The organism is Shewanella sp. ALD9 (genome assembly GCF_002836315.1).
Taxonomy (GTDB): Bacteria; Pseudomonadota; Gammaproteobacteria; order Enterobacterales; family Shewanellaceae; genus Shewanella.
Window position 1 is genome coordinate 1,063,767 of the sequence record NZ_PJCD01000003.1, and the last position, 22,654, is coordinate 1,086,420.

The window sequence follows — 22,654 nt, forward strand, 5'->3', positions numbered from 1 at the left end:
AAAATCTAAGATACAAGATAGTGAGGTTTGAGGTTTATTGCAAGCCACAATTTCATTAACTTCTTGTGGATAACTTGAGGATAAACGGCAGGGTTAGTGACAACTAACCCTAGAGCCCAAATTCATAAAGAGTTTTTGATAAATGATATTTTTTAATCCATCAAATGATAAAAATTTGATCGCTAAAATAAACAGCGATCAAAAAAAATGGACCGTTTATTGGTTGATCTTTTGTTGGTTTTGATCGGGTAGAAATTGATGACTGTTAACTGTACATTTAAGCTTAATAAGACCCGTTAAACTTCACTCATGCTTTGTTCATTTACCCAAAAATTAACCCGCTAAACCGATGCCGAACACTGTCATTAATCAGTGAAAAACTGTTTAAGTGAGGCTCCGTGTTGAAATTGTTTGCCTGCTGGCCATGTGTCAGGTTTATCTGTCGCAGATAAATAACCCCATAACGCAACGCCGCCTAACATACTGGCATTGTGGGCGGCGACTAAGTCACGTTCAGCGTCACCTAGATATAAGATACTTTGAGGAGCAATGGCAATTTGTTGTGCTGCTAACAGCATTGGTGCGGTATGAGGTTTAGAGTGACGAGTGCTATCACCACTGATCATGGTTTTCAATTTATGAGTTAAACCAAGCTTTTCCACTAATGGCCTGGCAAATCGAGCCGGCTTATTGGTCACTACGCCATAAGGAATCGATTGGGCATCAAATAAGGATAATAGTTCGGGTAAGCCAGCGAATAAACGGCTGTTGTCACCATTGATACGGGCATAATGCTGAAGTAGTGCTTGCTGGATGGTAATTTGTACTTGTTCATCGGCATCTGGAATGGCCGTTTTAACTAAATATAAGCTGCCATGTGATGCCGCATGGCGCATCAAGTCAAGCGGTTGGACGTTAAAACCGGCTTCATCCAAGCTGAGATTCAATGCCTGTACTAAATCTGGTGCGGTATCGGCTAAGGTACCGTCTAAATCGAACAGCACTCCTTTTATATCTTGTTTATGCAAGGGCTAGCTCCTAACGAGAGAAAATAACAATAGACAGTGCAAGCCCTTTATAGCGTTATTGGCACAACATAACGCTATTGTGGTGCATTCACATTGAAATGTTGAAAAGAATCACCTGGATGATTAATCAATTTTTTGAGTGGCTATCATATAATTTACATCGACACTTTTAGTGTACTTAAACACACCCGACAATGGATTGTAGGTAATTCCCAGCGCATCTTTACACAATAAGTCGGTGTTATCGACCAATGCCATCAGTTCCGATGGGCGAATAAACTTGCTGTGATCGTGAGTACCAACTGGCAGCATTTTTAATAAATACTCTGCGCCGATAATCGTCTTTAAATACGACATCATATTACGGTTTATGGTTGAGAAAAACACAAATCCATTAGGTTTAACCATGTCACAACAGGCTTGAATAACTGATTGGGGATCGGGTACATGTTCGAGCATTTCCATGCAAGTGACCACATCATAATATTCGCGGTGGTTATCGCGATGTGCTTCGGCTGTTGTTTTGAGGTAATTAACCGTAACACCAGACTCTAAAGCATGTAGTTTTGCCACTTCAAGTGGTGCGTTGCCCATATCAATACCGTCAACGTTAGCACCTAGGCGCGCCATACTTTCTGACAAAATACCGCCACCACAGCCAACATCAAGTACTTTTTTGTCAAAAATACCTTCAGCGGTTTGGTCAATGTAGTTTAAACGCAGTGGATTAAGTAAATGTAATGGCTTGAACTCGCCATTGAGATCCCACCACGTTTGCGCCATGGCTTCAAATTTTGCGATCTCGAGTGGATCAACATTGGGTGTCGATTGTTCAGCGTGTGACATAACGTAACCTAAGTGTGTAATAAAGTATGGTCGCTATTATAGCGATAACCTTTGCGAATAGTAGTCAACAATGGCTTTTGCCGTTTACGCTTGCTCATAAAATATCCATTTAAGCGAGGTAAATGGATGTTTTATGCTATCAACTGCTTAAATCATCAGCAAGTTAACGATAATTGTTGCTCAAATTTAGTCGTATATTAGCCAATGAATAAACTAAATTAGCTGAAAATATTAGCTTTTTTGTAATTTTTAAGAGTGATAGAGCATTTGGCTGGTCTTTGCTCTGGCGACATTAAATATCTGTGTTAGAATGCCAAATCACGTTTTTAAGCTAGATAATAATATGGAAGTTTTATTGTCAGCTCACTTTAGGGGAACGCGCAGTTTATGACTGATCTGGCATCATCTATTTCGCCAATTAACATCGAAGACGAACTTAAAAATTCTTACCTTGATTACGCCATGAGCGTAATTGTAGGTCGTGCATTACCTGACGTCCGTGACGGTTTAAAACCAGTTCACCGTCGAGTATTGTTCGCAATGAGCGAATTAAAAAACGATTGGAACAAACCATATAAAAAATCCGCTCGTGTCGTTGGTGACGTAATTGGTAAATATCACCCACACGGTGATACTGCTGTATACGATACAATTGTACGTATGGCGCAACCGTTCTCGCTACGCTACACATTGATTGACGGACAAGGAAACTTTGGTTCGGTCGACGGTGACTCTGCAGCGGCGATGCGTTACACCGAAATCCGCATGCAAAAGTTGGCGCATTCATTATTAGCCGACCTTGAAAAAGAAACTGTGGATTTTGTGCCTAACTACGATGGCACAGAGATGATCCCTGCGGTGTTACCAACACGCGTACCGAACTTATTAATCAATGGTTCATCAGGTATTGCGGTCGGTATGGCCACTAACATTCCACCTCACAACTTAACAGAAGTAGTGAAAGGCTGTTTGGCGTTAATCGAAGATCCAAGTTTATCGATTGAACAGTTAATGGAATACATTCCAGGTCCAGATTTTCCAACGGCAGCGTCAATAAACGGTCGCAAAGGCATTATCGATGCTTATCACACTGGCCGTGGTCGCGCGATCATGCGCTCGAAAGCGGAAATTGAAACTGAAGACAATGGTCGTGAACGTATTATTGTTCATGAAATTCCATATCAAGTTAACAAAGCCCGTTTGATTGAAAAAATTGCCGAGCTTGTTAAAGATAAAAAATTAGAAGGTATCAGTGGCCTACGCGATGAGTCTGATAAAGACGGTATGCGTATTGTTATTGAAATCAAACGTGGTGAAGTGGGTGAGGTTGTACTAAACAACTTATATTCTCAAACACAAATGCAGTGTTCTTTTGGTATCAACATGGTGGCATTGACTAACGGTCAGCCTAAATTGTTTAACCTTAAAGAAATGCTTGAGTGTTTTATTCTTCACCGTCGTGAAGTGGTCACGCGCCGTACTGTATTTGAACTGCGTAAAGCCCGTGAACGTGCTCATGTTCTTGAAGCACTAGCCATTGCATTGGCTAACATCGACCCTATTATTGCGCTTATTAAAGCTTCACCTACACCTGCTGAAGCCAAAGCAAAATTGGTTGCACAAGGTTGGGAATTAGGCCATGTACAAGGCATGCTTGAAAAAGCTGGCGATGACGCTGCACGCCCTGAATGGTTAGAGCCTGAGTTCGGTATCCGTGACGGTCAGTACTATTTAACTGAGCAACAAGCCCAAGCGATTTTGGAATTACGTCTGCACCGTTTAACCGGTCTAGAACATGACAAGATTTTAGCTGAATATGAAGAGCTTTTAGTTCTTATTGCAGGTTTGTTATTCATTCTTCGTACTCCATCGCGTCTGATGGAAGTGATTAAAGAAGAACTAGAAGAAATACTTGAGCAATACGGTGACGAACGTCGCACCATTATTAACGCCAACGAAATTGATATGAGTCTTGAAGACTTAATCAATGAAGAAGATGTTGTAGTGACCTTGTCTCACTTAGGTTATGCGAAATACCAAGTGCTGTCAGATTACCAAGCGCAGCGTCGTGGTGGTAAAGGCAAAGCGGCAACTAAAGTAAAAGATGAAGACTTTGTTGAAAAGTTATTGGTGGCAAACACCCATGACACCATCTTGTGCTTCTCTGACTTTGGTAAGATGTACTGGTTAAAAGTGTATCAATTACCATTGGCAAGTCGTACTGCCCGTGGTCGTCCTATTGTTAACTTATTACCACTGTCTGACGGTGAGCACATTACTGCAATCCTACCAGTACGTGAATACGCAGATGATAAATTTATCATCATGGCTACAGCACATGGTACCGTTAAGAAAACAGCATTAACTGCATACAGTAACCCTCGTGCAAATGGCATTATTGCGGTGAACTTAAAAGACGGCGACCAATTAATTGGCGTTGATATTACTGAAGGTAGTGACGACATTATGTTGTTCTCTAATGAAGGTAAAGTGGTTCGCTTTAATGAAAAAGCGCGTGATTCTGAAACCGGTGAAGTGAAGATTGATGCTGAAACTGGCGAAGAAATTATTGCACTGCGCCCTATGGGTCGTACTGCTACCGGTGTTCGTGGTATTAAACTTGATGCTGGCCAAAAAGTGGTGTCGTTAATTGTACCTAAAGGTGACGGTGCTATTTTAACCGTAACTGAAAATGGTTACGGTAAGCGTACTGAGCTGAGTGAATATCCAGCGAAGAGCCGCGGTACTAAAGGCGTGGTATCAATTAAAGTCAGTGAACGTAATGGTGAAGTCGTCGGTGCAGTTCAAGTAGGCACATTTGACGAAATCATGTTGATCAGTAATAAAGGCACCTTAGTGCGTACTCCTGCTGAAGGCGTATCCATTATTGGTCGTAACACTCAAGGTGTGACTATCATCCGTACCGCAGAAGACGAGAAAGTCGTTGGTTTGCAGCGTATTGAAGAAATTCAAACTGAAGAGTTGTTAGACGAAGAAGGCAATGTTATTCCAGTAAGCGATGTTATCGATGCTGAAGCGACAGATGCTGAGTCAACTGACGATGTTGAAGCAACAGATGCAGACGAAGCCAAAACCGGAGATGACGAACAAGAGTAATAGATTACTTTTGTTGTAGATATCCTCGAACGGGCGCCCTTATGGCGCTCGTTTTATTTTACGGAATAAATTTCATCAAAATAGGTAAATAAAGGCCTATTCATCAACCCGTAAAATACTTACTATTACGGTTAAATTGTTATTGTCTATATTGATTATTTGTCAAAGGAGTTGTCTGTGAGCGCGATTTATAATTTCTGTGCTGGACCTGCCATGTTACCTCAAGCTGTAATGCAAAAAGCACAACAGGAATTAATTGATTGGAATGGCCTAGGCGTCTCCGTGATGGAAATCAGTCATCGCAGTAAAGAGTTTATTGCGCTGACCGAGCAAGCAGAGGTGACATTACGCAAATTGATGAACATTCCTGCAAATTACCACGTGTTATTTATGCACGGTGGTGGCCGGGCTCAATTTTCTAACGTAGTGAATAACTTTCTTGGCGATAATGGTCAGGCACTTTATTTGGTCAGTGGTCAGTGGTCATCGGCAGCGGTAACTGAAGCGAAGAAATTGGTAAGCGAGCACAATATTGACAGTATCAATATTGTTGAGCAAATCAATGGGCTTCATCAGGTTAAACTGCCGGACTTAACGGCAATCGATAAAGATTATCGTTATGTGCACTATTGCTCAAATGAAACCGTAGATGGTATCGAGATTTTTGAAGAGTTAGACAGTCCATGGCCAATTGTTGCTGATTTATCATCGACCATCATGTCGCATGAAATTGATGTCAGCAAGTACGGTCTTATTTACGCCGGCGCGCAAAAGAACATTGGTCCATCAGGCTTGTCGATTGTCATTGTGCGTGACGATATGCTTAAACTGCCAAGTCTGCCGCAATCATCAGTAATGGATTATCGCGTTGCCGTTGAGTATGGTTCTATGTTTAATACGCCGCCAACGTTTGCTTGGTATTTAGCCTCGGAAGTGTTTGCGTGGTTAGCCGCAAATGGCGGCATAAGTGCGATGGCTGAAGTGAACCAACAAAAAGCTGCGTTATTGTATGCTTGTATCGACAGCAATCCGTTTTATAAAAACGGTGTAGCATCACAAAACCGCTCACGCATGAACGTCACCTTTCAACTAGTGAATGATGCCTTAGACAGTGAGTTTTTAGCCCAAGCGGAGCAGGCTGGGTTAGTGGCGTTAAAAGGTCATCGTATTGTCGGTGGTATGCGTGCCAGTATTTATAACGCCATGCCGCTAGCGGGTGTGCAAGCCTTAGTGGACTTTATGAATAACTTCGCCGTAAAGCACAGTTAATTCGAACCGTTTATTTATTTAACGGTAAGATCGGCTTAGTAAAGAAAAAAAGCGAATGCCTAACAGCATTCGCTTTTTTTATGCCATCAATAAATGTGTATGTTATCGCTATATTACTGTTCGAACTTCTTGCCACTGGTTATTGCGGAATTGCCGTTCTGTTAATTCATCGGCTTTAATTTACAGCGCAATAAAGTATGACCTAGGCCAATGTTGTCGATGTCTTCATCAACATACAAGCCAGCCTCATTGATCATTTTAAGCATATCTTTACTGTGATACATCCGGCTATTTCCATTGGCTATCGCGGTAAAATACAACGAGGTTGCGTTAACGCAATAGGCGCCCGCTTCGTGTGGCTGTCTGTCCCAATAGGTCTCTAAAATACACAGTTCACTGCCAGGTTTCATCGCAGCCACTGTGCGCCGAAGAATAGTGATGATTTGTTGTTTAGAAAAACAATCTAAAAATTGACTCATCCAATACAAATCACCTCCTTGGTAAAACGGTTTGTTGCTATCAAGCAAATCTGTTTCAAATGGATGAACGCGGTCGGCAACCAAACATGCTTGGGCATTTTTCATTGCCACAGCAAGTTGACCGGGTAAATCCATTATGGTGACGTTGACGTTTTTATTATAGCGGGTGCAGGCAAATGCCCATTTACCGGTATTACCGCCCACATCAATAATATGAGCCGGTTCTGACTTGAAAATCAAAGGTAATAAGCTGTCAAAGGCATGATCTGAATAATAATGATCAAATTCAAACCAGCTTTTTTTAGTTTGTTCAGGTAGCTGGCTTAACCCTGGGTAAATAGTATCCCAATCGCCAAAGTGTTTAAGTCCTATTGCTTTGCCTTGCTTAAGTGAATCATCAAGATCAAACAAGCCTTGATAGCAAACATCATGGACGAAGTTTAGGTTCTTGGCGGCCATATCATCATGAAGCAAAAAATAGCCCGTTTTATCGAGTCGATAACGATCATCCTTACACCAAAAAATGCCCATGCTTAACCCCATATCGAGCAATACATGAATGGCATACTCAGACAGTTCAAAATGTTGAATCAGTTGAATTAAGCTAATACCTTCGTCTCCGGCGTCATCAACTTTTGCCAATAAGCCAAATTGACTTAAGCAACGGGCGACTTGAAAGCTTACCGGTGCGAAGGCTATTTTTTGTGCTTCAAACTTAGCATCAAATGCAGACATTTTTTTGGGAGATTGGTAAAAAGACATTAACCGTATTAACTCAAAGGAAGGAGGTGATATGGGTTTTATAGTAGCAAGATAATGCTAGTAAGGTTTTGAGCTACTTCTAGTTTTTGTTTTTTGATAAATGTATAACAATAGAAGTTGAAGCATAACATGACATTTGACTGAGTTTTTTATACAAAACTCTGCCTCAATCAATAATTCGAGCGGGTGTGAGCCCGCCCAAATTATCTTATTTAACTCAGCAAGCCGAAAAGAATGGCAGTCATAGATAATAAACCGGTAATGACGACGAATATGTTGCTTACTCGACCGCGGTAGGCTTTCAGTGCCGGGACTTTGTATATCGCATACATTGGCATGAGATACAAAATAGCCGCAATCACCGGGCCACCAAGCGCTTCAATCATACCCAGAATACTTGGATTCATAATCGCCACGCCCCAGGTGGTGATAAACATAAACCCTAAAATAAATTTATCCACTTTTGTGCTGTTTTCTGGCTTGCTGCTATCCGGTAATTGCTTAACAATAATGCCTTTTAACCCTTCTGTGGCACCCATATAGTGACCGAAGAAAGATGAAATAATGGCGATGAAAGCAATGACAGGGGCAAAATAACTGATAAAGCCACTTTCATGCACGTTGGCAAGATAAGACAATATCGGCAAGTTATCGGCTTTAGCTTCTAATAACTGCGCCGGTGTTAACGACAGTACACAAGAGAACACAAACAACATCACAAATCCGACTAACATAATGGCTGTATTGCGGAGGATGACATCGGCTTTATGGGAGGCATTCGCGCCGTGTTCTTTTTTGAGTGAAACCGAGAATTGTGAGATAGCGGGTGAATGGTTAAAGGCAAATACCAACACTGGAATGGTTAACCAGACAGTCCCAAGAAAATTAGTTGTCGAAGGCACAACCATTAATGCATCAAACTTCCAGTCTGGTATGAGGTACAAGGACATAAAAGCAAGGATTGCGACTAACGGATAGACTAATAATCGCGTCACGGAGAGCATAAATTTTTCACCAGCAACCATCACCGACATCATGCCTAAGATGAGCATTCCCGAAAGCAGCCAACGTGGAATACCACTGACTTTATCGATTATTTGCCCGCCAGCTTCCGTCAGTGCAGGCGTACCGTCGAGTAACATTCTTGGCACTTCGGTAAACATGCCTAATTGATTAATAATGAAACTGTCGACGGTATTAGTTATCCCAACGCCATAGATTAATACAATAGGATATATGGCGAGAAAATACAGCCAAGTAATCGCTTTACCTGCTCCAGTACCAAAATGTTCTTCAACGACCTGAGTGATGTCACTGCCAGGAATCGCTGATGAACATAGGAAACGAGATAATCCACGGTGAGCGAGATAGGTCATTGGGCCTATCATGAGTGCCATTAACACTAATGGCCAAAACCCTCCCATTCCCGCATTGATCGGTAAAAATAAAATTCCGGCGCCAACCGCGGTGCCAAACAAGCTCAACATCCAAGTGGTATCCTGGCGTGACCAGCCAGTGGCTGAAACAACGGAGGATACGGGGATCTCTTGTACACTTATGGTTTCATTTTGCATGGCTGACTCGCTTTGTTGATATATTAAATTCAGCGTCAGGCTATCTCTTTTTAAGAAAAATTAAACAGTTACAGAGTCATTATGTTAATAATGTTCATGCAATGGGAGCTGTATCCCGATGAGCGTAAATTAAAAACGACAAGCAGCTTCAATTCATATACAACCATCACCTATAGATTTAACAGTGCGATTACTTAAATCGAGACCCAAGAATTAACGGTATTATGTATTAGGCATATTGACTCAATTCGATAAATTGCATTGCTGATATTTGGCATCACTTGAGCCTGCTATTTACAAGGGCAGGTAAGTTAACCTAACTCGGATTGCGGTCTTGGGGAATTATGATGGAATAACAAAATGGCTATTTTTGATAACTGATTTTTATGTCATTTTGAGGGGGTAAGCAGACAACTTTTTAGACTGAGCATAAACAAGGCCGCATTTAGCGACCTTGTTTATACAGTAATGTTACTTGCTAACCATTATCTAAATAGTATCGGTTATAGCACTGCCGCGATTGATTTCGCTAAATAATCAACATTAGTTTCACTAATACCAGCAATACTGATGCGGCTTGAGCCGACCATGTACACACTGTATTGCTGTTTAAGGGTTGCCACTTGTTCTGGCTTAACACCTAAAAATGAGAACATCCCTTTTTGGCGGGCGATAAAACTAAAGTCACGGTCAACACCATTGGCCGTTAATTGATTGACCAACATTGCCCGGTTACCGTTAATACGGTCGCGCATGACTTTTAGCTCGTCTAACCATTGTTGCTTGAGGGCTGGGGTGCCTAAAATGGTTTCAACAATCGCAGCACCATGTGCTGGCGGCATAGAATAAATACAGCGCACTACGTATAACAATACCGATTGGGCAACATCTACAGTTGCACTATCTTTCGCCACAATTGAGCAAGCGCCAATACGTTCGCGGTATAAACCGAAGTTTTTCGAGCAAGAGCTGCATAAAATCATGCTTTCAACTGCTGCAGCCATTTGACGTACGCCATAAGCATCTTCATCTACGCCGTCACCAAAACCTTGATAAGCCATATCAATTAATGGCGTAAAGCCTTGCTTAACCGTAACCTTAACCACTTCATCCCATTGCTCAGTCGTTAAATCCATGCCACTTGGATTATGGCAACAAGCATGTAAAAGCACTACGTCATCTTTACCAATGGTATTTAAGGTTGCCAGCATTTGATCAAATTTAAGGGTTTTGCTGTCGTAGTCATAATACGGATAGGTTTTCACCGTAACACCAGCTGCTTCAAATAAACCCGTGTGGTTTGCCCACGTTGGGTCGCTAACCCATAACACTGCATTAGGATTACAACGCTTAATAAAGTCAGCAGCAACGCGCAGAGCACCGGTTCCGCCAGGGGTTGACACTGTTCGCACTCGGTTAGCCAGTAATGCACTGTGGCTAGCACCAAAAGCTAATTCACCCATAAGTTGGTTAAATGACGCAGAGCCAGTCGGGCCGATGTACACTTTGGTTGTTTCGGTATCTAAACGAATTTTTTCGGCGGCTTTTACACAATCTAAAATAGGTGTATGACCAACAGGATCTTTATATACGCCCACACCTAAATCGACTTTATTTGGGTGGCTGTCTTCGCGGTATTGAGTCAATAGGCCTAAAATCGGATCGGCAGGCATCGCGGTTAATGAATTGAACATGAATTGACCTTCTTATTTAAAATTACAGGCATGAGGGCGAAATAAGCTAACAATATATGCATTATGGTCTTAAGCATAACGTGATTTACATCAATAAAGAACTGCTAAATCAGCTGTGATGGGATATTAGCAAGAGGGTTGTTACGATTTCTGGCAACTAAGCCTGACAGGTGAAATAGCCAATGTTGTGGTCCGATTTGCTAATAAAAAAAGCGATAAAGATAAAATAAATTCAACTTGAGTATAAAAGTCACCTAAAACACAAAATAACGGTTGAATCCTTGCTGACAATCAGTAACGTAGGGTTACGAAGAATTATTTAGTAAATTATTAGCAAACTGTACCGAAAAATTGCCAGTGACATGTATTTTAAGATGTGCACCGATCCGCATCACGTTAACAATGTCACACTTATTTCTCCAGCGAAGCCTTTTACTCATATCTCGGTCGATAGACGTTTAATGAGTGCAACACTAAAGAAGAGTATTAATGAAACAACTGCGTCTAGACCAAATTACTCGCATGAATGGCGAAATTAACATTCCAGGCTCTAAGAGCATTTCAAACCGTGCACTGTTACTAGCCACTTTAGCGCAGGGTAAAACCACTCTGACTAACTTGCTCGACTCTGATGACATTCGCTATATGTTGGCATCATTAAAGCAGTTAGGTGTGCATTACCAGCTGTCTGACAATAATACTGTTTGTGAATTAACCGGTTTAGGTGGCGCTGTTTCATCTGTGGACGCACAGAGTTTATTTCTTGGCAATGCAGGCACTGCAATGCGACCATTATGCGCCGCACTCACATTAGGCCATGGCGAATTTACCTTAACCGGTGAGCCTCGCATGGAGGAGCGCCCAATTGGTGATTTGGTCGATGCGCTGCGTCAATTAGGTGCCGATGTCACGTATCTTAAAAATGACGGTTTTCCACCATTAACCATTAAGGCAACCGGCTTAAATGGCGGCAATGTTGACATTGCCGGTGATTTATCAAGCCAGTTTTTAACCGCATTACTCATGGTCGCGCCACTGACCAAAGACAGCGTCAACATTAATATTAAAGGCGAGCTTGTCTCTAAGCCTTATATTGATATCACCATTGCGCTAATGAAGCAGTTTGGTGTTGAAGTGATCAATCATCAATATCAACGTTTCGAAATTAAGGCCGGTCAACAATATGTCTCACCCGGTAAAGTACTGGTAGAAGGCGACGCTTCATCGGCATCTTACTTCCTCGCTGCAGGCGCTATCCAAGGCGGTGAAGTTAAAGTCACTGGTGTTGGACGCTTAAGTATCCAAGGCGATGTTAAGTTTGCCGATGCGTTAGCCCAAATGGGAGCAGATATCGAGTGGGGCGATGATTTCATTATTGCCAGAAAATCGAGCCTTCGCGCGATAGAAATGGACATGAATCATATCCCTGATGCTGCAATGACCATTGCAACAGCGGCTTTATTTGCCAAGGGCACCACAAAACTGACCAATATATATAACTGGCGTATTAAAGAAACTGATCGCTTAGCGGCCATGGCCACTGAATTACGTAAGGTTGGCGCGACAGTTGAAGAAGGCCATGACTATATTACCATTACACCACCTGCAGAATTAAATACTGCAGCAATTGATACCTATAATGATCATCGTATGGCAATGTGTTTTTCAATGATGGCTTTTGCTGATTGTGGTATCACCATTAACGATCCAGACTGCACATCTAAGACATTTCCAGATTACTTTGCTCAATTTGTACAGCTAGCAAAATAATATTACAGCGCGGAATTAAAACGGACCCTTTAGCGCATCAGGTATGTGCTAAAGGGCGATCTTGGTTTTAATAACCGAAAATTCATCAGTAATTAAGATTTTTTTGTTATACAATGCGCGCGCTTATTTTGATGAACCCTTTATCTTTTCAAGGAAGATAGATTATTTTCGGAGGAAATTATGTCTGAACGATCTCCAGTGATCACAGTCGATGGCCCAAGCGGTGCAGGGAAAGGGACGATATGCCAATTGTTGGCACAACATTTAGGGTGGCATTTGTTAGACAGTGGTGCGATTTATCGTGTTTTAGCCTTAGCCGCTATTCATCATGATGTTGAGCTAGAAAACGAAGAAGCACTGACCTTATTGGCTGCACACCTTGATGTTCAATTTTTAACGGGCACCGAGGCAGATGCCATTAAAGTGATTCTCGAAGGTGAAGATGTTACCACCACCATTCGAACACAAGAATGCTCAAATGCTGCCTCAAAAGTGGCTGCATTACCACGCGTACGTGAGGCATTATTACGCCGTCAACGTGCATTTTGTGCCGCTCCAGGACTTGTTGCCGACGGACGCGACATGGGCACAGTGGTTTTTTCTAAAGCACCAGTAAAAATATTTTTAACTGCGTCTGCTGAAGAACGTGCGCAAAGACGCTATAATCAGTTGCAGGACAAGGGCTTCGATGTTAAAATCGACCGCCTTTTAGCTGAAATTATTGAACGAGACGACCGTGATATCAATCGCGCCGCTTCACCTCTAGTCCCAGCTGATGATGCCCTTGTTATTGATACAAGCGGCATAGGTATTGAAGATGTATTGAAGCAAGTACTTGAATACGTTGGACAAAAAATTACTGTTGCGTAATCGAATGGTCGATTATTGTGCAGTAGGTATTCGTGTTAAGGATGACACGAATAATATTACTAGACTCCACATCTAGGATGGATGGTGGTTTATTTAATGAAAGTAACCTAAAACATGACTGAATCTTTTGCTGATCTATTTGAACAATCCCTTCAAACCCTAGAGTTCCGTCCAGGTTCTATCGTCCGTGGTACAGTTGTTGCCATCGAAAACGGTATGGTACTTGTTGACGCTGGTCTTAAGTCTGAAAGCCCAATCAATGCTGACGAATTCAAAAACGCACAAGGCGTTTTAGAAATCCAAGTAGGTGATGAAGTTGACGTAGCCCTTGACTCTGTTGAAGATGGTTTCGGTGAGACTCAATTGTCTCGCGAAAAAGCTAAGCGTCATGAAGCTTGGATCGTTCTAGAAAAAGCGTACGAAGATGCTGAAACTGTAATCGGTATCATCAATGGTAAAGTTAAAGGTGGTTTCACTGTTGAATTAAACGGTATCCGTGCCTTCTTACCAGGTTCTCTAGTTGACGTGCGCCCAGTTCGCGACACCGCTCACTTAGAGTACAAAGAATTAGAATTCAAAGTTATCAAGCTTGACCAGAAGCGCAACAACGTTGTTGTTTCTCGTCGTGCAGTTATCGAATCTGAAAGCAGTGCTGAACGTGATACTCTTCTTGAGAATCTACAAGAAGGTCAAGCTGTTAAAGGTATCGTTAAAAACCTTACTGACTACGGTGCATTCGTAGACTTAGGTGGTGTTGACGGTCTTTTACATATCACTGATATGGCTTGGAAACGTGTTAAGCACCCATCTGAAATCGTTAATGTTGGTGACGAAATCAACGTTAAAGTTCTTAAGTATGACCGTGAACGTACTCGCGTATCACTAGGTCTTAAGCAACTTGGCGAAGATCCATGGTTAGAAATCAGCAAGCGCTACCCAGAAAGCACACGTCTTACTGGTCGCGTAACTAACCTAACTGACTACGGTTGTTTCGTTGAAATCGAAGAAGGTGTTGAAGGTTTAGTACACGTTTCTGAAATGGATTGGACTAACAAGAACATTCACCCATCTAAAGTTGTTAACTTAGGTGATGAAGTTGAAGTGTTAGTACTAGACATCGATGAAGAGCGTCGTCGTATTTCTCTAGGCCTTAAACAGTGTAAAGTTAACCCATGGGATGACTTCGCAACTCGTTACAACAAAGGCGACAAAGTATCTGGTAAGATCAAGTCAATCACTGACTTCGGTATCTTTATCGGTCTTGACGGTGGAATCGATGGTCTTGTTCACTTATCTGACATTTCTTGGAACGGTACTGGCGAAGACGCAGTTTCTGAATACAAGAAAGGCGATGAGATCCATGCTGTAGTTCTTTCAGTAGACCCAGAGCGTGAGCGCATCAGCCTAGGTGTTAAGCAAACTGAAGATGATCCATTCAACGCATACCTAGCTGACAAGAAGAAAGGCACCGTAGTTCACGGTACTGTTTCTGCTGTTGACGCAAAAGGTGTTACAGTTGAATTAGCAGAAACAGTTGAAGGTTACATTCGTGTAGCTGACATCTCAGCAGACCGCATCGAAGACGCATCTACTGTATACTCAGTTGGTGATGCAATCGAAGCTAAGTTCATGGGTGTAGATCGTAAGAACCGTTCTATCAGCTTATCTATCAAAGCGAAAGATGAAGCTGAACAGAAAGAAGCGATTGCTACTTTGAACAAGCAAGACGATGTTGTAATGAGCAGCGCAATGGCTGAAGCCTTTAAAGCAGCTCGTAAGTAATCGAAAATCGTCTGTTGTATGGGGACCTTGTCCCCATTAGGCGACTGTGTTTGGCTTGATAATATGGGATAGCTAAGATGACAAAATCTGAACTTATCGAAAAACTCGCCACTAGGCAGTCGCAACTGTCGGCGAAAGAAGTGGAAAGTGCAATCAAAGAAATGTTGGAGCAAATGGCGACAACATTAGAAACCGGTGATCGTATAGAAATCCGTGGATTTGGTAGTTTTTCACTTCACTATCGTGCGCCTCGTACGGGTCGTAATCCAAAAACAGGAACCTCTGTTGACTTGGAAGGCAAGTATGTACCGCACTTTAAGCCGGGAAAAGAGCTGCGCGAACGTGTCGATGCTGTTAATCCTTGATTAACGCTTGAATAAAAAGCCTCCTATTGGAGGCTTTTTTGTATCTAATGGCAGTCAATGCTGGTCAGCCCAGTAAATTTCTTGGATAATCATTATATTGATGCACCTTCATGGAGAATAGCGTGAGATCATTTATTGTCGTTGTACTGGTTGGATTGATGTTTGTTCTAGCATTATTATTTGGCGCTAAAAATGAACAAGTCGTAACCTTAAGTTACTTTATTGCTGAAGGGCAGTATCGATTGCCTATGGTGCTTGCTGTGGTATTTTTCAGCGGGTTTATTATCAGCTGGATATTTGCAAGTTATCACATCGTAAAGTTAAAACTCGCATTGCGTAAAAGTAACAAAGCGCTTAAAAAGCTCACCGCTGCGGATGCAACCAGTGTAGTTGTAACGCCTAAGGATCAAGCCGCCTAGTATGCTAGAAATCTTGTTCTTGTTATTGCCTATCGCTGCCGGTTATGGATGGTACATGGGACGACGCAGTATTCGTCATAGCGATAGCCAGCAGACTAAAAAATTAAGCCGAGATTATTTTACTGGGCTTAACTTTTTATTGTCGAACGAGTCTGACAAAGCGGTTGATTTATTCATCAGCATGCTCGATGTTGACGATGAAACTATCGACACCCATTTATCGTTAGGTTCGTTATTTCGTAAACGTGGTGAAGTGGATCGTTCCATTCGCATCCATCAAAATTTGATTGCTAGGCCCAGCTTAACCAATGAGCAGCGTGACATTGCGATGATGGAGTTAGGTAAAGATTATATGGCTGCAGGTTTTTATGACCGTGCTGAAGAAATCTTTATTAACTTAGTCAGCCAAGATGACCACAGTGAAGAAGCTGAAACACAACTGCTGTTAATCTACCAAGTGACTAAAGAGTGGCAAGACGCCATCAATATCACTAAACGCCTACCTCGTAAACGTCAGCAAGTGCTTAAATGCACCACGGCCCATTTTTATTGTCAGCTAGCTGATGAAGCCAATAATGATGCTGATAAAATCAAAAAACTACAACAAGCCATTAAACAAGACGCCCAATGCGGCCGTGCTTGGTTAACCTTAGCTAAAATGTATCTTGATGCAGGCCAATTTGAGCTATGTAAGCAGGCGCTACAAGAGTTAAAAGTGGCCGATATTAATTTATTTGCCGATGGTGTTTCAATTGCAAAGCAAGTGTATCGAGATACCCAAGATCCAAATGGTTTTCATGAGCTGCTCGCCAAAGCGATTGCTGATGGCGCGGGAGCCAGTGTAGTAGTTGCACTCGCCGAACATAAAATTAGCCTCGGCCAGCATCAAAGTGCTGAAACCATGATGCTCGATAATTTATATCGTCATCCGACCATGAAAGGCTTTCAGCATTTAATGAAATTACACATTAAACAAGCTGAAGATGGTCAAGCCAAACAAAGTCTGTCCATGCTTGAACAACTTGTTGAACAACAAATTAAATTCCGCCCTAGTTATCGCTGTACTGCCTGTGGTTTCCCCTCTCACGGTTTGTATTGGCATTGTCCATCGTGTAAACAGTGGGGCAGTATCAAGCGAATAAAAGGCCTCGATGGCGAATAACGTCGCCATCACAAGATAGAATCCCTATAATAAATGCATTAACACAAGCTATTGCCGCTGGAGTCCTAATGACTGATAAATCCATTGTAGTCGCCCTCGACTATGACAATAAAAACGACGCATTAACCTTTATTGATAAACTTGACCCAGAGATGTGTCGTTTAAAAATCGGCAAAGAGATGTTTACGTTATTCGGACCCGATCTGGTTAAAGACATTCACAGTCGTGATTTTGATTTATTTCTCGATTTAAAGTTTCATGATATTCCCAATACCGTTGCAAAAGCTGTTGCCGCTGCTGCTGATCTAGGTGTGTGGATGACTAACGTGCATGCCTGTGGCGGCTTAGCCATGATGCAGGCAGCCAAAAAAGCATTGATTCCATTTGGTGAAGATGCACCATTATTGATTGCCGTTACCGTATTAACATCGATGTCAGATGAAGATTTAGTATTACTTGGTATTAATGTCCCTGCATTTGAACATGTACTACGTTTAGCCAAATTGACTCATCAAGCAGAGTTAGACGGGGTTGTGTGTTCCGCTCAAGAAGCTAAATTGCTTAAATCATCATTTGGACAAGATTTTACCTTAGTCACGCCGGGGATTAGACCCGCAGGCAGTGATGCTGGTGATCAACATCGCGTCATGACACCACCCCAGGCCATTGCGGCAGGGTCAGATTATTTGGTGATTGGTCGACCTATCACTCAAGCAGCCGATCCATTAGCAGCACTTAAAGCTATTTATCAATCACTGCATGTTTGATTTGTTATCGCGCTAACGGCTAAATTGACTGAGTCATGGACTTGGTCAATCTAGTGGCAAAAGGAAGCTTATCTACATTAACCAAATCACACAGAAATAAGGGATGACTATGTTTGATGACAAAGGGTTTGATAGAACAGGGTTTGATTACACAGGCAAAAATGTTGTTGTGGTTGGCGGTACATCTGGCATTAACCTTCAAGTTGCGATTCAATTTGCTACTGCTGGCGCCAATGTTGCGGTGGCAAGTCGCAGTATTGATAAGGTTAATGCTGCGGTAGAATTACTGAGCCAAGCTAACCCGAACGCCAAACATTTAGGTGTCAGTTTCGATGTACGTGACAACGATGCATTAACGGTTGGTTTTGCAAAAATTGCTGACCTTTACGGTCATATTGATGTGTTAGTGAGTGGCGCAGCGGGTAACTTTCCGGCCAGTGCGGCAAAGCTGTCGAACAATGGCTTTAAATCGGTTATAGATATTGATTTAATTGGCAGTTTTCAAGTATTGAAACAAGCTTATCCATTGTTATCACGCCCGAATGGCAGCATTATTCAAATTTCCGCACCACAAGCGTATATCGCGATGCCTTTACAAGTGCATGTTTGCGCCGCTAAAGCCGGAGTCGATATGTTGACTCGTACATTAGCGTTAGAGTGGGGTGTTGAAGGGATACGAATTAACTCTATCGTACCTGGCCCAATAGAAGATACCGAAGGCTTTAATCGCTTAGCGCCCAGTGAGGAACTGCAACAACGAGTGGCCAATAGTGTGCCGCTAAAACGCAATGGTAAAGGTCAAGATATTGCTAATGCAGCTTTGTTCCTTGCATCTGACATGGCGTCATACATTACCGGTGTTGTTTTGCCTGTTGATGGTGGTTGGTCATTGGGTGGAGCCAGTATTGCAATGACAGAATTAGGCGACATAGCCGCCAAGCACGGTTTATAAAAATCGATAAATTTAAAGGTAAATACCATGGCAAATGCATTACAAGATCAACTGCTTAAAGCAGGTCTTGCCAGTAAACAAAAAGTACGCGATGCAAAAACACAAAAGCGTCGTGACAAAAAAGCCAAAGTTGATGACGGCAGTTCAGAGCTCAAGCAACAAATTGCTGAGCAAAAGTTGCAACAAGCTAAAAAAGATAAAGCATTGAATGAAAAGCGCTTTGCTGAAGCATCTGAAAAAGGTCAAGTACGTGGTTTAATCAGCGAGTTTTCTAAGTTTGCCATTACCGTAGCCCGTGATGCTGAGCTTAAGTTTAACTTCACGTTAGAAAACAAAATTTATTCGGTTTATATTACCGATAAAATCCAAGCTGATTTACTCAATGGCAGTTTAGGCATAGTCCGTTATGAAGATAAAACCTACATCGTGCCGCATAAGCTCGCAGAACGAGTGAAGTTACTTGTTCCACAATGGTGTGGTTACTTATGGGATAAAGCCGCTAAAGACTCTGTTGAGCAGGTGAGTGGAGCCGATGACCCATATGCAGATTATGCAATTCCAGATGATTTAATGTGGTAATTGGTTATACCATTAACCATTAATCATTAACAACAAAACGCCTCTAAATAGAGGCGTTTTTGTTTGGTGCTAACCAATACTTTACGAGTTTGCATTAGCCTGTTTTGCCGTTAACGCGATGACCTGCTGACAATAAGCAAGGTGATGGCGGATAGTATCTAAGTATTGTGATGCTTGATTATCGATAAGGTACCAATAACTGGCTGTTTGTGGATACTGATTATAAAACAAAGACTCTGCCATGATGAGATCGCTTTGGTTAGCATAGGTTACCCATTGCACGCTCGGTAAGTTACTCAAGGCGGCTAACAACGCATATTGCACATCAAGATTGTCAGGTTGTTCAGTCGTCACTTGCAAGGCTAAGCGCTGGGCTATTTTAAATTTAGAGTCAGCGTTATCTGGGGTCAACACTTCATTTTGGCGTCGACGAACCGCATCACTCAATAGAACCTCAAACGGATTAATATCAACGGGTTCAGCTTCGTGAAGCAATAGGATAGAGGCATCATCTACAAACAATTCGGGCCACTGAATATTATTACTGGTGAGTTGCAAACCTAATGCAATACGACGCTCACCTAACCAATTATGCACCATGCAAGGTAAATGTTCTGAGGCAGGCATGTCATTGGGTCTCGCTAAAGACGGTAATAAAGACATACGTTGTACATTGACCTGTTTTGCCATCAACGACATCAATAAAATGGTCACCAATCCCGAAGATGGCCAGCAGTTAAGTTGTCCTTCGAGTTTTTCACCCACTTCGGTTAGCAATGAAACTAACTGATTGTCATCTAAACTATTACTGACAACGAAGGCCTGATGCGAACCAGCATAAGGACCATTACAAATGTTAATAACGTTATCGGCATCATGTTCAGTCCCATTGAAAATAAAAGTATGTCCAATGTCGGCTGGTTGCCAATCGCCATGTGCATTACCAATGACGGTGATCTGTTGATAGTGCTCAGATAGGGAAGATGATGGGGGGATCTCGTCAGTACGTGTATGCATAAAAGTGCTGTTCGCTATGGTTTATTACTAGAGTTTAATATTCGTGTTTAATACTCGGGCTTAATACTCGGGCTTAATACTTGGGTTTGGACCTATTGGGTCATCAAATAAAGTTCAAAAAGACCACAGATCTCAATCAAATAAGCTGCTAACTCATGGATCGTACGGCTAATTGTAACTCATTGGAACCCTATTGGGCTGAGAAACGTAAACTATCGAGATAAAGGCTCGCTCTAGCCGACATTCGTCAAATTATGGTTAGATAATTGCTAAAAAGCTTTTCTTTTTGTAGCGCTTTAGTATAAATTAAAACAACTGTTTTAATTATTTGTTTAAGAGACTCTTATGAACCCATACCAAGCCCCGTTAAAGGACATGCAATTCTTGTTGGAACAGGTATTTGATGCCCAAGCTACATGGGAACAACTTCCAGCTATGGCAGATGTTGTCGACATGGATACTGCATTAGCCATTCTAGATGAAGCGAATAAGATCAGCCGTGATCTGCTTCACCCTTTAAATCGCAGTGGTGATGAGCAAGGTGTGGTTCATAAAGGTAATGACATTATTACTCCTGATGGCTTTAAAGAAGTGTATCAGCAGTTTTCAGAAGGCGGCTGGGTAGGGCTTTGTGGTGAGTCAGATTTTGGTGGCATGGGCATGCCAAAAATGCTTGGCGTGTTAGTGGATGAAATGAATTACAGCTCGTGTAATTCGTTTACGTTATATAACTCACTGACCGCTGGTGCTGCGTTATGTATTAACGCACATGCCAATGAAGAATTAAAACAAACTTATTTACCTAATCTATATTCTGGCCAATGGGCTGGTGCAATGGACATGACTGAGCCACATGCTGGTTCTGATTTAAAAGGTATTCGTACCAAAGCAGAACCGCTTGATGATGGCAGTTATTCTATTACCGGTAACAAGATTTTTATTACCGGCGGCGATCATGACTTAACTGAAAACGTCATTCATTTAGTACTCGCAAAACTTTCAGGCTCGAATGGCATATCATTGTTTGTCGTGCCTAAAATCAGCGTTAATGCCGATGGTAGCTTAGGCGAAGCCAATGGTGTTACGGTGGGTTCTATTGAACACAAAATGGGTCTTAAAGCGTCTGCTACCTGTGTGATGAACTATGATAACGCCAAAGGCTTCTTAGTTGGCGAGCCTGACCGCGGTTTAGTGTGTATGTTCACTATGATGAACTACGAGCGTTTAGCCATTGGTTTACAAGGTCTAGGTAACGCACAAGCGGCTTATCAAATGGCCACAGACTATGCTAAAGATCGCCTACAGGGTGTTGCTGCTGCAGGTTCAGCGACTGGCGCAACGTCCGATCCTATTATTGTGCATGGCGATGTACGCCGCATGTTACTCACTATCCGTGCGATGACGGAAGCGGGCCGAGCATTATCGGTTTATACCGGTAAGCAGTTGGATTTAGCAAAGTATGCCAGTGGCGATGTGCAAGCTAAAGCGGCTAGGTACGTTGGTTTGCTTACACCTGTTTCAAAAGCATTTTTAACCGACCGCGGTTTAGATGCCACGGTTATGGGTCAGCAAGTGTTTGGCGGCCATGGTTATATTCGTGAAACCGGTATCGAGCAATTTGTTCGTGATACCCGTATTGCACAAATATACGAAGGCACTAACGGTATTCAAGCTATCGACTTTTTAGGCCGTAAAATTACTTACGATAATGTCGCCACTTTGACTGAATTTGTTGCTGAAGTGAATGCAAGTATTGCGCAATTAACTCAGGCTAATGCTGAGCATAAAGCGATGGTAAGCCAAGTGTTTGCGGAGTTACTCACAACAGCTAACTACGTCAATGACAACAAGAAAACTCAACCAGCATTAGTTAACGCTTGTGCAGTAGACTTCTTAGATGCATTTGGTTATGCCTTATACGGTTACTTCTGGCTATTGATGGCCGACAAGGCGTCAAGTCATGAAGATGCCAGCTTTGCTGCCCAAAAGCAGTTTGTGGCTGACTTCTATATGGATAAGCTATTATCAAAATCTCAGTATCATTTATCACAAGTTAATCAGGGTGATAAATCGATAATGGCAATGCCTGCAGAAATGTTCTAAGTCTACATTTGTGATGCAATAAGATAATAAGCCTTCCGATGGAAGGCTTATTTGTTTGGCAGCCTTTATATCATCAAGGTTTTAAGCAGCGTTTCAAGC

The 22,654-nt window shown here is 42.1% G+C and carries 18 protein-coding genes; 12 read left to right on the top strand and 6 right to left on the bottom strand.

Annotated features, from left to right (window positions below; translation table 11 throughout):
* Positions 1–365: 365 nt before the first annotated feature.
* Positions 366–1,028: an HAD-IA family hydrolase gene (locus CXF88_RS12210; protein WP_101087079.1), complete on the bottom strand. Its 663-nt coding sequence runs from the start codon at positions 1,026–1,028 to the stop codon at positions 366–368.
* A 123-nt stretch (positions 1,029–1,151) separates the two neighbouring features.
* Complete coding sequence (ubiG, locus tag CXF88_RS12215) at positions 1,152–1,874, bottom strand: bifunctional 2-polyprenyl-6-hydroxyphenol methylase/3-demethylubiquinol 3-O-methyltransferase UbiG (RefSeq protein WP_101087080.1); 723 nt, start codon at positions 1,872–1,874, stop codon at positions 1,152–1,154.
* A 387-nt stretch (positions 1,875–2,261) separates the two neighbouring features.
* Here ubiG and gyrA point away from each other — a divergent pair, with 387 nt between their 5' ends.
* A complete protein-coding gene (gene gyrA, locus CXF88_RS12220) occupies positions 2,262–4,991 on the top strand; it encodes a DNA gyrase subunit A (RefSeq protein WP_101087081.1) in 2,730 nt (909 codons plus the stop codon).
* 177 nt (positions 4,992–5,168) lie between these two features.
* Complete coding sequence (gene serC / locus CXF88_RS12225) at positions 5,169–6,260, top strand: 3-phosphoserine/phosphohydroxythreonine transaminase (RefSeq protein ID WP_101087082.1); 1,092 nt, start codon at positions 5,169–5,171, stop codon at positions 6,258–6,260.
* 161 nt (positions 6,261–6,421) lie between these two features.
* Here the strand turns inward: serC and CXF88_RS12230 are convergent, their stop codons facing one another.
* From CXF88_RS12230 to CXF88_RS12240, 3 genes are all read right to left on the bottom strand, one after another.
* Positions 6,422–7,501, bottom strand: coding sequence for a methyltransferase (locus CXF88_RS12230; RefSeq protein WP_101087083.1), 1,080 nt, complete (start codon positions 7,499–7,501; stop codon positions 6,422–6,424).
* A gap of 212 nt (positions 7,502–7,713) precedes the next feature.
* Complete coding sequence (locus tag CXF88_RS12235) at positions 7,714–9,075, bottom strand: aromatic amino acid transport family protein (protein ID WP_101087084.1); 1,362 nt, start codon at positions 9,073–9,075, stop codon at positions 7,714–7,716.
* 503 nt (positions 9,076–9,578) lie between these two features.
* The gene (locus CXF88_RS12240; protein ID WP_101087085.1) at positions 9,579–10,769 is read right to left on the bottom strand and encodes an amino acid aminotransferase; all 1,191 of its coding nucleotides are present in this window, start codon (positions 10,767–10,769) and stop codon (positions 9,579–9,581) included.
* 489 nt (positions 10,770–11,258) lie between these two features.
* Here CXF88_RS12240 and aroA point away from each other — a divergent pair, with 489 nt between their 5' ends.
* From aroA to CXF88_RS12285, 9 genes are all read left to right on the top strand, one after another.
* Positions 11,259–12,539, top strand: coding sequence for a 3-phosphoshikimate 1-carboxyvinyltransferase (gene aroA, locus CXF88_RS12245; protein ID WP_101087086.1), 1,281 nt, complete (start codon positions 11,259–11,261; stop codon positions 12,537–12,539).
* Positions 12,540–12,719: 180 nt separating this feature from the next.
* Positions 12,720–13,409, top strand: a complete 690-nt coding sequence (gene cmk, locus CXF88_RS12250) for a (d)CMP kinase (protein WP_101087087.1) — start codon at positions 12,720–12,722, stop codon at positions 13,407–13,409.
* A gap of 114 nt (positions 13,410–13,523) precedes the next feature.
* Positions 13,524–15,191: a 30S ribosomal protein S1 gene (rpsA, locus tag CXF88_RS12255; RefSeq protein WP_059743635.1), complete on the top strand. Its 1,668-nt coding sequence runs from the start codon at positions 13,524–13,526 to the stop codon at positions 15,189–15,191.
* 77 nt (positions 15,192–15,268) lie between these two features.
* Complete coding sequence (gene ihfB / locus CXF88_RS12260; RefSeq protein WP_011637578.1) at positions 15,269–15,556, top strand: integration host factor subunit beta; 288 nt, start codon at positions 15,269–15,271, stop codon at positions 15,554–15,556.
* 122 nt (positions 15,557–15,678) lie between these two features.
* Positions 15,679–15,975 (top strand): lipopolysaccharide assembly protein LapA domain-containing protein, encoded by a 297-nt coding sequence (locus CXF88_RS12265; protein WP_162023219.1) that lies wholly within the window; start codon positions 15,679–15,681, stop codon positions 15,973–15,975.
* 1 nt (position 15,976) lies between these two features.
* Positions 15,977–17,137: a lipopolysaccharide assembly protein LapB gene (gene lapB, locus CXF88_RS12270; RefSeq protein WP_101087089.1), complete on the top strand. Its 1,161-nt coding sequence runs from the start codon at positions 15,977–15,979 to the stop codon at positions 17,135–17,137.
* A 68-nt stretch (positions 17,138–17,205) separates the two neighbouring features.
* The gene (gene pyrF, locus CXF88_RS12275; RefSeq protein ID WP_101087090.1) at positions 17,206–17,904 is read left to right on the top strand and encodes an orotidine-5'-phosphate decarboxylase; all 699 of its coding nucleotides are present in this window, start codon (positions 17,206–17,208) and stop codon (positions 17,902–17,904) included.
* Between the two features lie 109 nt (positions 17,905–18,013).
* Positions 18,014–18,856, top strand: coding sequence for an SDR family oxidoreductase (locus CXF88_RS12280; RefSeq protein WP_101087091.1), 843 nt, complete (start codon positions 18,014–18,016; stop codon positions 18,854–18,856).
* A 27-nt stretch (positions 18,857–18,883) separates the two neighbouring features.
* On the top strand, positions 18,884–19,435 hold the full coding sequence (locus CXF88_RS12285; protein WP_101087092.1) for a DUF2058 domain-containing protein: 552 nt from the start codon (positions 18,884–18,886) through the stop codon (positions 19,433–19,435).
* A gap of 81 nt (positions 19,436–19,516) precedes the next feature.
* On the opposite strand, the gene CXF88_RS12290 is transcribed toward CXF88_RS12285, so the two are convergent.
* A complete protein-coding gene (locus CXF88_RS12290) occupies positions 19,517–20,452 on the bottom strand; it encodes a hypothetical protein (protein WP_101087093.1) in 936 nt (311 codons plus the stop codon).
* A 345-nt stretch (positions 20,453–20,797) separates the two neighbouring features.
* Here CXF88_RS12290 and CXF88_RS12295 point away from each other — a divergent pair, with 345 nt between their 5' ends.
* On the top strand, positions 20,798–22,555 hold the full coding sequence (locus CXF88_RS12295) for an acyl-CoA dehydrogenase C-terminal domain-containing protein (RefSeq protein ID WP_101087094.1): 1,758 nt from the start codon (positions 20,798–20,800) through the stop codon (positions 22,553–22,555).
* The last annotated feature ends 99 nt before the right edge of the window (positions 22,556–22,654 follow it).